This window comes from uncultured Pedobacter sp. (genome assembly GCF_913776295.1).
GTDB lineage: Bacteria > Bacteroidota > Bacteroidia > Sphingobacteriales > Sphingobacteriaceae > Pedobacter.
In genome coordinates, this window is sequence record NZ_CAJYOJ010000082.1 from 1 (window position 1) to 12,571 (window position 12,571).

8 protein-coding genes are annotated in these 12,571 nt (G+C 40.4%); 2 read left to right on the forward strand and 6 right to left on the reverse strand.

Features of this window, described 5'->3' with window-relative positions:
• Positions 1 to 462: 462 nt before the first annotated feature.
• From QZ738_RS19455 to QZ738_RS19470, 4 genes are all read right to left on the reverse strand, one after another.
• The gene (locus QZ738_RS19455) at positions 463 to 2,097 is read right to left on the reverse strand and encodes an ABC-F family ATP-binding cassette domain-containing protein (RefSeq protein WP_293789699.1); all 1,635 of its coding nucleotides are present in this window, start codon (positions 2,095 to 2,097) and stop codon (positions 463 to 465) included.
• 128 nt (positions 2,098 to 2,225) lie between these two features.
• Positions 2,226 to 3,215, reverse strand: coding sequence for a PorP/SprF family type IX secretion system membrane protein (locus tag QZ738_RS19460; RefSeq protein ID WP_293789701.1), 990 nt, complete (start codon positions 3,213 to 3,215; stop codon positions 2,226 to 2,228).
• A complete protein-coding gene (locus QZ738_RS19465) occupies positions 3,212 to 5,584 on the reverse strand; it encodes a gliding motility-associated C-terminal domain-containing protein (protein ID WP_293789703.1) in 2,373 nt (790 codons plus the stop codon). Before QZ738_RS19465 ends, QZ738_RS19460 begins: the two co-directional genes overlap by 4 nt.
• A 271-nt stretch (positions 5,585 to 5,855) precedes the next feature.
• Entirely contained in the window at positions 5,856 to 6,755 is a 900-nt protein-coding gene (locus QZ738_RS19470) for a glycerophosphodiester phosphodiesterase family protein (protein ID WP_293789706.1), read from the reverse strand.
• A 569-nt stretch (positions 6,756 to 7,324) separates the two neighbouring features.
• Here QZ738_RS19470 and QZ738_RS19475 point away from each other — a divergent pair.
• On the forward strand, positions 7,325 to 8,659 hold the full coding sequence (locus tag QZ738_RS19475) for a putative sensor domain DACNV-containing protein (RefSeq protein ID WP_367268614.1): 1,335 nt from the start codon (positions 7,325 to 7,327) through the stop codon (positions 8,657 to 8,659).
• Between the two features lie 32 nt (positions 8,660 to 8,691).
• Complete coding sequence (locus tag QZ738_RS19480) at positions 8,692 to 9,939, forward strand: GAF domain-containing sensor histidine kinase (protein WP_293789710.1); 1,248 nt, start codon at positions 8,692 to 8,694, stop codon at positions 9,937 to 9,939.
• 132 nt (positions 9,940 to 10,071) lie between these two features.
• Here the strand turns inward: QZ738_RS19480 and QZ738_RS19485 are convergent, their stop codons facing one another.
• Both QZ738_RS19485 and QZ738_RS19490 read right to left on the reverse strand, forming a co-directional pair.
• Positions 10,072 to 10,305: a hypothetical protein gene (locus tag QZ738_RS19485; RefSeq protein ID WP_293789713.1), complete on the reverse strand. Its 234-nt coding sequence runs from the start codon at positions 10,303 to 10,305 to the stop codon at positions 10,072 to 10,074.
• Between the two features lie 495 nt (positions 10,306 to 10,800).
• Positions 10,801 to 12,201 carry an MFS transporter gene (locus QZ738_RS19490; protein WP_293789715.1) on the reverse strand — a complete coding sequence of 467 codons (1,401 nt, stop codon included), beginning with the start codon at positions 12,199 to 12,201 and terminating at the stop codon, positions 10,801 to 10,803.
• Between the last annotated feature and the right edge of the window lie 370 nt (positions 12,202 to 12,571).

The window sequence follows — 12,571 nt, forward strand, 5'->3', positions numbered from 1 at the left end:
AGTCCGAAAAATTTGTTAGGCCGGACTTAAGTAGAACGGAGACCCAGTGCGAAGGCCTTGTTGGATGGAAATGCATATTTCATAAGTGACTAATTATCAAATAATTAAAAATTAACGTCAATGGTAGGCATAATTTATTGGATAAAAATCAATAGCAATGACAGCTGATTTAGCAATTTGAAAGGCCGAGAGGCATCGTCATCGCGAGAAGGCTTTTTCAGCTGACAGCCAGCCCCGGCTTTTCGGGGAAGCAATCTTAAAACGATCGCTACCAGCGCGCGCATTAAGATTGCTTCTTTCCTCGCAATGACGATTTTTGTATTGGAGTCTGTCAATGGTAGCTTGTCGAAGGACCTGCTTTAAATATTTAACAGGGCGTTTTTACAGGCTTAACGTGACAAATTAAGCGTAGGGCACAATTTATGATACTGCATCTTCAAATTTGAGTTTAAAAAATGCTGTTTAACTTTGCTCAATTTCCTTCAGACTATTCATCTTTTTATAAGCTAGGAATCCTTTGATATCCTCAAAATGTTCCCGAACCCGTTTATGGCCAAATTCAAATACCTTTTGTACCAATCCGTCTAAGAAATCACGATCGTGCGATACCAAAATCAACGTTCCATCGAAATCTTTCAATGCATCTTTGATAATATCTTTGGTTTTCATATCCAAATGGTTGGTAGGTTCATCCAGGATCAATACATTTACAGGCTCCAACAACAGTTTAATCATCGCTAAACGCGTTTTTTCGCCACCAGAAAGCACTTTAACCTTTTTAGTGGTATCATCGCCACTGAACATAAAAGCGCCCAAAAGGTCTTTAATTTTTATCGAGCCGTCACTTAATGGAATCTGATCAATGGTTTCAAAAACCGTTAGGTTCTCATCAAGTAGCGCAGCCTGGTTTTGTGCAAAATAGCCAATTTTGGCATTGTGTCCCACTTTTAAACCCCCTTCAAAATCAATCTCCCCCATAATGGCTTTAATCATAGTCGATTTACCTTCGCCATTTTTACCCACAAATGCCACTTTTTCTCCGCGTTCGATGACCATTGATGCCTTTTCGAAAACCACATGATCGCCATAAGTTTTAGTTAATTCCTCTACCATTACCGGATACTGACCTGAACGTGGTGAGGGTGGAAATTTCAGTCGCAATGCGGAAGTATCTACTTCATCAATTTCGATTATTTCCAGCTTTTCTAACATTTTTACGCGCGATTGCACCTGTAGAGTCTTAGAATAAGTTCCCCTGAAACGATCGATAAATTCCTGGTTATCGGCAATAAAACGTTGTTGCTCTTCGTAGGCCTTTAACTGATGGATCCGACGGTCAGCACGCAGCTGAAGATAATGGCTATATTTTGCTTTATAGTCATAAATCCGACCCATCGTTACCTCAATGGTGCGGTTGGTGATGTTATCCACAAAGGTACGGTCGTGTGAGATGACCATTACAGCCTTGGCCGAATTGATCAGGAAATCTTCGAGCCACTGGATACTTTCAATATCCATATGGTTGGTAGGCTCATCCAATAGAATCAGATCAGGCTTCTTTAATAAAATCTTCGCTAATTCAATACGCATACGCCATCCACCTGAAAACTCAGCAGTTTGACGGCTAAAATCTTTACGCTCGAAACCCAAACCTTTTAAAACTTTCTCAACTTCCGCATCGTAATTGGTTTCTTCAATGGAATAAAATTTTTCGCTCAATTCCGATACACGTTCAATAAGCTTCATGTAATCATCGCTTTCATAATCGGTACGGATGGTAAGCTGTTCATTCAGGTCATCAAGCTCTTTCTGCATCTGGTTTACCTCTGCAAAGGCTTTCATGGTTTCCTCAAAAACAGTAACATGATCCTGCGTGAGCAAGTGTTGTGGCAGATACGCAATTACAGCTTCTTTTGGACCCGTTACGCTTCCAGAAGTAGGTTTAGCCACATCGGCAATTATTTTTAGTATGGTCGATTTACCTGCACCATTTTTACCCATAAGGGCGATTTTATCGTTCTCGTTTATCGAGAAAGTTACATCGCTAAAAAGCGTAGTTCCGCCAAATGAAACGGAGATATTATTTACATTGATCACGAATCGGGAATATTAAATCAGCGGCAAAGATAAAGGAAAGCAGTTAAATTTCAGCCAGAAATAAAACACAGCAAAAGGAGCAGCTATTGCAAATATTGATAACCCGTTGATGAATGAGCAATTTAACGTTAAAACTTACAGGTATTTTTAAATTTGGTGAAGTTTTTATCCCTGATGATCAGTGAAACTTCAAAGGTACGTGGTTTATAAGTGGCTATATTATTGGTGAACAAAGAATAGTTCATTCCGATGGCAATATTGTCTACATCAAAACCTATAAACGGAATAAATGCTTTTTCGTTAGTCTGGTTCCATAAACCAAAACTTAACCTGAGTTTTGATTCGATATGTGGTTTAAAGCCCAGTACCGCACCAGCTACAAAATCCGTGCTTCGCGCCTGGATCAGGTAATGCGCACTCAGGTTAAAGTCAAGGAGATCATTCGATTCGTACCTGAACCCGGCATTGAGCGTATGCCGATAAGGCAAAGTCACCTGATTGTTCTTAAAAAAGGAATCCTGCGGACGTGTTAAATGATATATTGCATAGCCGATATTGGCAGCGATCCGATCTGATGTGAAGCCGAAATTGGTCCCTAAATTTAAATCAAGATAGGAAAAATGACCTGACTGCAGATCAAGACCATTTGGCAGTGCTGTATTAAAAGCACCATCCTGATACTGTGATGCAACCGTAAGAGCATTGTAATTAAGTCGCCTCGAAACATAAGAAAGCTGGGGCGAAAGCCCGAACCTGAATTGATGATCAGCATCAAAATACCGGTAATAGGAAATACCGGCAGAATAAGTATAGGACTTAATGAATTTATTGAACGATTCCTCCAGCAATCCTCCTACGGCAATTGTGAAAATATCGTTATAATAATATTCATCCTGCAATTTCATTTCCCCTGAGGCACTATAGGTATTGTACGGATTTCCAATATTACCCCATTGCTGGCGGCTATTAACGGCCAACCTATAATCTCCATCAAAATAGCCGGTCATTGCTGGGTTTAAGGTTAATGGCGACGCAAAATATTGTGAAAATTTAGGGTCTTGTGCAAACACCGTTTTTCCTAATACCACCAGTAAGACCAACAGACAGCTTCTCCTCATGGCAGTAATATGGTTTTTCCGGTTTTGGTAAAACGTTCATCCAATTCGTTAACGGCATCAACAAACCAGGTATAGGTTTCAAATGGTTGCAACTGGTTTTTACAGGTCCCGTCCCATCCTTTATCCATGTCCATCAAATTGGTTTCGAACACCATATTTCCCCACTTGTTAAATACCTTAAAGCTATTTAGCCTTTTTATTCCCTCATAAAAAGGGAAAAGCGTATTGTTTTTTTCTTTAAGCGGGGTAAACACAGTGGGTACATTAACCTTTGGCCGTTGCACCATCACAACATCTACGGCCCCAAAGCTCAAACATCCTGAAGCATTATGCAACGAGATATAATATCTGCCTGACCGTGATATCGATTCGGGGTGTTCAAGAGTCTCCGTTAAAGCTGCATTCTTCCAATAGGAAATGCTGGTGTAGCCACTGCTTCCTTTTAAAATGACCGGGTTGGTGAGATCTACCTTATCCGAGATAAATACTTTTCCGGGCTGGGTGATCAATAGTTTAGGCATTTGATAGATGACTACATCCATTGGTTTTGTAAGGGTACAACCCTCATTATTTTTAACAGATATGTAATAAGTACCACCTTTAGCAACATGCCGGGCATCATTTACAACAGCACCGGTAGCATCCATAAACTGGTAGCTTAACCCATCATCATCACTCCCCTGGTATAGATCCGGATTTGTTATATCAATTGTTGCTGGTTCACAAACGGGTTCAGGATTGGCAACCGTTAAAATTAATGGTGGGTTAACGATCGTTTTTACTGCTGAAACAACACTGCAGCCCCTATCATTTACGGCCCTGATATAATAAACCCCGCTATTTTTGATTTTAGTAGGATCTGCTACCGCTTCTGTGCAATTTACATCCATATAATAACTGAAGGTCAGATCAGGATCGCTCCCATCCCTGATGATAGCTTTCGTTAAATCGATGCCTTCTGGCAAACATACCGCAGCGGGATTAGTAATTTTCAAGTTGGGTAATGGATTGATTTCCAAAGCAACTTTCTTAATAATTATGCAATACGGAAACTGGTATCGTATAAAATAGTCGCCGGATGTTGAAATCTGTCTGGGATCTGTAACCGGCGTTTGCAATGATACATCGCTAAAATAAGATACTTTGGCATTTTGGGGTACTTTTTTCTGAATCTGGCCTGAGGTGAGATCAAGGGTTTTACCACAGGCAGAAAAATTCGGCAACACCTCTAATGCACCTAAAAGATGAAAAGTGATGGTTACACTCTTGGTAGAAATACACCCATCCGGGGATTTTGCTTTCACATAATATACTCCGGAAACATTAATTTTTTGAGGGTCAGCAATCTCCTGTTGCAGGGCATCATCGGCATAGTAAGCATAACTCACCTGGTCAGATTTGTTCAGGATAAACTGGCTGCTCGTTAAATCAACCACTTCATTTTCGCAGGAATTGATCGTGGGTATTAAATCAAGCTGGAAATTATAGGTAGAAATGGTAGTGGTTACGGTATTGGGGCAGCCAAAACCCGCAAAAGGGCTTAGATCCAGTAATACTTTTGTCCCCGAGGGCAGTGCGGGGCTCATTTCCAATGTTTCTCCCTCGCCATACAATTTACTTTTATCTTCGTTATACCACTTGTAGTATTGATATCCGCTTGGTCCTTTCAACCGGGTTGACTGCGCGCCTTCGCAACTTACATTTCCAACAATAACACTTTCACATTGCTCATCCACATCCACATAGGCGTAACCAAAGTGTCCACCCTCTGTACAATCTGCGGTGGTGAACTCCAGCGATAACGTTTTACCTTTGTAACTGCTCAGATCTATGGTAACCGGTGTCCAATCTTTATAAATGACGGTTGGATCGATGGTAGAGGCTTTAAAACCTGGGATTCCGGATGTTGCAATGTATTTAAATGAAGCGCATTCGATATACGCTCCGGTACTCACATCAAGCAGTTTAACATCAAACCGGGGCTGCTGTTCGTCGGTATGGTTGGGTGCCTGAAAAACAACTGCATATTGATAAGTAATGGTAAAATGATCTACCTGATCAGGCACATTGATTAAATAGGAAATGCCTTCGGCTTGTTTACCATTGGTATTACTGCCCAGTTTAACGGCATGCCCGCTTCCGTTGGGTGATAATACCGGAAATCCTCCGTACATATCATGGTCGGTAGCCGATGTCATCATTGAATGTCGCCCCGCTATAACAGATGAGGGGCTTAATACTATCGTATTTTTCCCTCCGGAGAGTGAAACTGAACCTGTAAATGTTTTCCAGTTTAAAAAACTGCCCTTTTCAAAACCGATATTCTCGGGACAGGTTTGACCATAAAGTGATGTGCAAAAACAAATCACAATAATCAAATAAGCCAGGAATATCCTTGTTAAAAATAGAAAGCGCCGGTTTAACATATGAAGTAATCATCTGGTGGCTGATTCAGTCTAAAAAATTACCACATTTATACTGTAAATATAGTTGTGCTCAATGAGTATCGGATTAAAACGAAATTAATTTTTCTTCATATCCAAATTGCATAAAAAAGTCTAATCTGCGTTGGGCAAGAGGCAAAAATTTCTGACTTTTGCTCCAAAACATCAGCAACAATTAATAAAGCGCCCACCGAAACTAACGGTGAAGTTTTTTTATCCTTAGATATTCGATAAGTTCCTTTGGCCGGTCGGTCTGGATCAGGTTGGCTTTGTGGCTGATCAGCCAGCCCCAGCTTTCTTCCTTTTTATTTTCTTCAACAGCCATATCATCATCATGACCACCATTTTGCTCTGGCCATAAACTGTTGATCCATAAGCCGTAGTTTTTCCTCAAGCCAGCGATATTTTTTAAAACCGACAAGGTATCGGTACTGAAGTTTGCCTGGATAATGGTTTTAGGATGAATCTTATAACTTGCAATAATAGCTGATGCATCGGCTCTTTTCATATCCACTATGGGCATAATGGTAATGTCTTTTTCAATTTTACCTACCTCTTGCTCTATTAAAGGTAGTGGTGTGTTTGCCTTTACATTCACAATAGCCTGACCGATCATTCCCAGTTCGCGCAGTTCTTTAATTACCTGCGGATAATAATCGTAACCTTTATCCACATCAATAATGATCTTATTTTTCGCGATGGCCAATATCTCCATAAAGGTGGGCACACGGTGCTTAGTCGGGTGTCCTGTACCTGAGCGCAGGAAAAATGTTTTGATCTCTGCCAGGGTGTAATCAGAAACTTTGCCTTTTCCGGTGGTAGTTCTATCCACGTTCTGATCGTGCATTATAACCAGATATCCATCCTTTGTTTTTTTCAGATCCAGTTCCATAATATCTACGCCCATAGCTATACAGTTTTTAAGGGCTTGAATAGAATTTTCCGGCGTATTGCGCCAGTCTCCACGATGAGCTGTAACCAATACCCTTTTATTATCCGGGTTAAATACTTCTTTCAAGCTAGCTTCTGGTCCTGGTTGAGCAAATCCACTTAAAGCAATAAATAAGATGGATAGTTGCAGTACAATTGTTTTCATTTCGTTTTATTTAAGATTAAAATAGTGATATGGATTTTGTTTTAATTGCCGGATGTGTATCAATCTGGCTTTGCGGAACAGGTTGCGGAAGGTCGCGTTCAGTAATGCCCATCGTTATATTTGCGTGGCAAACCAGGTATTCATGAACGAAATGGCGGCGCCTGTTTTAAGCAGATCAAACTATGGATGACGTTCACCTATCATTTCTCCTATGGTACGACCTTGTAAATTGGATCGAAAAAACACCCCTATTGGGCAAGGGGCTGTTTTGAAATTGATGCTTTACCATGAAGAATTAGATTGGACAAAAATACTGATACAAAAATATAGCGAATATGTTAACTCTATATTAAGCTTCTGAAGGGGTGCTTCACAATACTTTTTTTTACGTTGAAAGGAATAATCGATGCAAAAATCTGATCTTGAATTTTCCTGCATCGCAGGCCCGAAATTGAAAAAATATATCTGAATATCAGTAAAATAAAAAAAAGCGTCATTAAAAAAAACACATTACATTCATTTGCTGTTGTATACCCTAAATTCAAACACATAACGAGCGCTATCAGGCAATGATTGAGGAAAAATCAAAAACAACGGACCTTGCGGCGCATATTCATGCCAAGTTGAATCATAGCAGACTGGCGATGGCTACTCCCCCTTTAATCGTTCTCGAAGAACTTTTCGAGTGTCTTTTCTACACGTCTATGAGAACAGAAGAGGGAGAGCTGACCAAGGTAGCCGTAACACTCATCGATCCTGCCAATCCAGATCCCACTCCGCCGAGGAAAATTGTTTCTGAAAGATGGAGCTGTGTAGAATTTGCCCAACATCTACCTCTTGATATCAGGTCTTTGGCCAAGCTCTCAAAGGCAGCCGATCCATCCGGCACCTCACTTGCCGTTTATTATGATCAGGATGGAAAACTCTTTATCTGGGGAATGATTGACCAGGCCATGCACTACCAGAGTTTTCTGAATTACGAATCTGAATCAGGATCTGAACAGCCAGGGTTGTTTCAGGTATTTATAGACGATATTGCCACACTTAAGGTGATGTTCGACTACGAACTGCTGGCTACTTTAAAACAAAACGTACTGGTTACCCGCTACCTGGATGTATTTACCATCGGACCGGTATCCAAAATCATCAGAAAAAATGCCGGTGCAATCAGGGCAGAAATCAAAGAGTTCCTGTCTGTGTCGCATCCCGAAGAAGATTTTGCAGATTGGGAAGAATTTGTAGATAGTATATGGACCCAAACATTGTCCAGGTTACTGCTAAAAATCCAAAACTACCATCATGGCGGGGCGGTGCTGATCTCAGAGGATAGTAGCGATGTTGATATTAAATATGCGGTAAACTATAAAAGATTGCTACTGGCTATCAGTGACTATCTGAAGCAGACCATCAATAGCTATGTTACAGAAAACAGGATTGACCAGCGGCTGGCCTCTGGCAAACAAACGGTAACAAAATTGCTTTATGAGCAGGAAACTATTGCCCTGCATGCCAAAACAGAAGTAGCCAACGAAATTAAGGGTTCGGTAAGTTTCATCGCCTCTCAAAGCTGCGTGGATGGCGTGGTGTTATTTGGCCAGGATATGGTGGCACGGGGATTTGGTGGCGTAATCCGCTCGAAAAAGATACCGGGAAAAATCTATGTTTCATCCACCGCCACGGCAACCCCTAAATCATTGATCCCTACGGATCCTAAACATTTTGGTACAAGGCACCGCTCCATGATTGCCTACTGCTGGACACACCCCGGCAGTTTGGGCATTGTGATTTCTCAGGATGGAGATATCCGTGTATTTTCCAGAATTGAGGACAAGCTGATTATGTGGGAGAATATCAAAACGCAACAGTATCAAAAGAGTGGAAAGCTCAAGGCAACAAGAAACTAATACCCATAAATTAACGCTACATTTATAACGATTTGAACAATATAGCAAAACTTCCCGAAAACGAAAAGCAGCGGCTAGAGGCCCTAGAATCTTATCAGATTATGGATAGCCTGCCGGAAGAGGATTTCGATGAGCTGACCAAAATGGCTTCGCAGATTTGTGGAACGCCGATTGCACTGATTACCCTGGTAGACAGCTCGCGACAGTGGTTTAAGAGCAAGCTGGGCATTGATGTGCAGCAGACCCCAAGGGCGCATGCTTTCTGTGCGCATACCATTATTGATCCAACCGGTGTAATGGTGGTGAGTAATGCAAAGGAAGACCAACGATTTGCGGAAAACCCCTTGGTTACCGGCGATCCTAACATCGCATTCTATGCCGGAATTTCATTGCTTACCCCGGAAGGGATGCCACTAGGTTCGCTATGTGTGATAGATACCGTTCCCAGAACGCTAAACGAGCAGCAGCTATGGTCGCTCAAGGTATTGGGCAAACAAGTGATTGCCCAAATGGAACTGAGAAAAAAACTATCGTTGCTCTGTGAAACGAACAGACATCTTGCTGAGACCAATCAGTTTATGCAACAGTTTGCCACAACGGCTGCCCACGATATTAAAAATCCATTAACGACCATTTCTATGAGTGCCGAATTATTAACCAGACACCTGGACAATAGCGGTGATAAAAAAGGGCATAAATTGGCGTTGACCAGCCTTAATGGTATAAAAGCCCTTAGGAAACTGATTAACGATATGTTCGACTATTCGATCAGGCCAGAAATGCTGACAGCCCAACACGAACTCATCAACCTGGGTAGTTTTCTGCGCAAAACCGTATCTATGCTTAGCATTCCGGAAAATGTAAACATCTGCTATCCGGAGGCGAAGATCGAGATCAGCACTTCAGCTATTGCACTCCAGCAAATCATGATTAACCTGTTAACCAACTCTGTACGGTACAATGACAAACAGAAATGCCTGATCCATATTGACTGTGTAATTATTGACGACCAGGCCAACATTACCGTTAGTGATAACGGAATGGGCATCAGAAAAGAAGAGCTGGAACGCATTTTCCAGAGAAATGTTACCCTAAATACATCTGACCGTTTCGCCCAGAGCGGGACAGGAATCGGCCTTGCAACGGTGAAACTTTTGGTTGAGAAACTTGGTGGACAGATCAGTGTTCAGTCTACCCCGGGCATAGGTAGTGCCTTTACTTTTACAATCAGATCAAAAAAAATTAACGTTCGCAAAGATTTGGAAGTCGTTGAAAAATAAAGAGTCTGTATATGACACCATATTTCTTGTAAATCGATAAATAAACTTCTCTAAACAAAAACGTCTGTCGAAAACCGACAGACGTTTTTATGCTACTGGTGGTACCAGTAATGGTCAGAATAGATTTATTTTTTAACCAGCATTCTTATACACCACTTCAAAACTTCCGTACATAGCCATTTCCGCACTGTGCGCCACGGAAAGCTTTAATTTTAACTTTTCGATTACTTCATTTGCAAAAATGATGCTTTTATTTAAATCCTTTATCCCGCGGATCTCTATTCCCCTCGATAAGCGCTTGAACTTAGAAGGTTCAAATTTTTCAATGAATTTTTCGATATCAGATGTTTGTGTCATTTTATTCATAGCGTTATGATTTTACCAAAGCAAACCTATCTAACAAGGTTTTGTTTGCCTCCTGCCTTGGAAAAATATTAACAATTCAACAATCTGAAAGCCATTAAACTGACAGTCAACTCACTAAACAATAAAAAGCGTTAATAAGTCTTCACCTGTAAAAAATCATTACTCATCCGTGATTAATGATTTCTTAAAACATATCTTAAAACCGTTTTATGGAGTTCAGCCAAAGCGTCGTTACGATTTTCCATTAAATACCACATTTATTACAAGTCTCAATGGTGTTGAAGCATGAGACCCATCGTCACCTATCCATTAATTGCTAAATCATCAAACAGCGGATTGATTAACGATAGGCTTGATTATTCCTGGAAAAGAATGGAACGATGGCCAATACAATTCCAAATAAAATTTATCCGAATTATTTTTGAACTGAAATAAGCATCTGCCAATCAAAACTAATCTTTAAAAAGGACCCTAGTACAAATTCTCCAATTACAATTATTTTAAATTTTCACCATCCTTAAAATGTAACCGCCTAAATACAAAACCTGATAGTATAGTCAAAACGCCCACTACAAGAAAGGTGTATCTGAATGCATTATGGATATCATCATGGATGAGTTTCACGTCTCCCCTGAATATTTTTAAAATAATAAGTCCAAAGGCTACACCAAAACCAATCGCCAGTTGCTGATTGACGGAAATTAATGAATTACCACTGCTGGTATGATACTCGCGCAGATCGGCAATTGAAATGGTGTTCATGGCCGTAAATTGAATGGAGTTAAAAAAGCCCATCAACACAATAATTGGTATATAATAGTAAATGGACGAACTGATGGCAGGTATCGCCATCGAACAGATCAGGCATCCGATGATAAAAGTATTCGCCATTAAGGTGGTTCTGTAACCAAACCTGTTCAAAATTTTTATGACCTGCGATTTTGCAAGAATAGCAGTTAATGCCATGGGCGCGATAATCCAGCCTGAAACTACTGCAGATTGACCATAAGCAATCTGAATCATCATGGGCAACAATAGTGGTATTGCACTGATACCTAACCGGGTGGCAAGGTTGCCAAGTATACCCACCCTAAATGTTCTTACCTGAAATAAATTCAGTGGAAAAATAGGATTATTGTCTGTTGCGGCATGTCGGTAATAAAAATAAAGCATCAATACACCAAGTGATAAAATAGTCAGAGCGGGTGAAGTGTATACCTCATCTCCCAGAAGCTCCAGCGAAATGGAGAGCAACAATGAGGCAGCAGCAAATATCAGAAAACCGCGTAAGTCAAAATCAATTACATCAGATCGATAATCAGGCATGTAACGTAAGCTGAGCACAATACCCAAAATGCCCATTGGTATATTAATTAAAAATATCCAATGCCATGATAGATAGTCTACCATATACCCTCCAACAAGCGGGCCTAAAACCGGGCCAATGAGCGCAGGTATAATGGCAAAATTCATCGCTTTCAACAAATCTTTCTTTGAAAAACTCTTTACCAGCGCTAATTTACCAACCGGTGTCATCAAACTTCCCCCCACCCCTTGTATTACCCTTGCAATGACCAGTTGAGTTAGATTTCCGGAGAGCGAGCAAAAAAGTGATCCCGCACTGAAAAGCAACAATGACAGTATAAAAACCTTCTTGGTTCCGAATTTATCAGATAGAAAACCACTTACCGGCATAAACACCGCGAGTGTTAACACATAACCGATAATGGCGTTTTGCATATTCAATGGAGATTGATGGAGATCCTTAGCAATAGCCGGCAGCGATGTATTAAGTATGGTCGAATCCAGCATCTGCATAAAAATAGCAGTAGCCAGTATCATGGGCAAAACGCGTTTTGTAGCCTCTATATTTTTTGATGGTAAATCTTGCGGCATAACTTAATTTTGAGTCTATTCTGATGAAATATAACTAATCTTCTTTGTGTTCGATGTTCAAAACTGTACGATGTATCACCTAGATTAGATATTATTCCAGATCAGCAATAGCATTCTTAAAACTTTATTTTATCAAAAGTAGTACCTATTAGTAGGCTGCCTAATAAATTTAATGTCATTATTTAATCTTAAAGCTTGGTAGCGCAGATTAAAGTGTCTAAATATTCCCTTTACCAGCTCTTGAACGTTTCAGTAAGTAAAAAGTTGAGTTGAAATTTATTTTACTCGAATACACAAAGAATATTCAGACCTTTATATTTTATCTTGTATCATCAGAATTTATCAGTAAGCTAAATCTGAGTCCATGCTT

Coding starts and splice junctions, on each gene's coding strand:
- QZ738_RS19460 (WP_293789701.1), bottom strand. CDS start 3,215: ATGAGGAGAAGCTGTCTGTTGGTCTTACTGGTGGTATTAGGAAAAACG.
- QZ738_RS19490 (WP_293789715.1), bottom strand. CDS start 12,201: ATGCCGCAAGATTTACCATCAAAAAATATAGAGGCTACAAAACGCGTT.
- QZ738_RS19470 (WP_293789706.1), bottom strand. CDS start 6,755: ATGAAAACAATTGTACTGCAACTATCCATCTTATTTATTGCTTTAAGT.
- QZ738_RS19475 (WP_367268614.1), top strand. CDS start 7,325: ATGATTGAGGAAAAATCAAAAACAACGGACCTTGCGGCGCATATTCAT.
- QZ738_RS19485 (WP_293789713.1), bottom strand. CDS start 10,305: ATGAATAAAATGACACAAACATCTGATATCGAAAAATTCATTGAAAAA.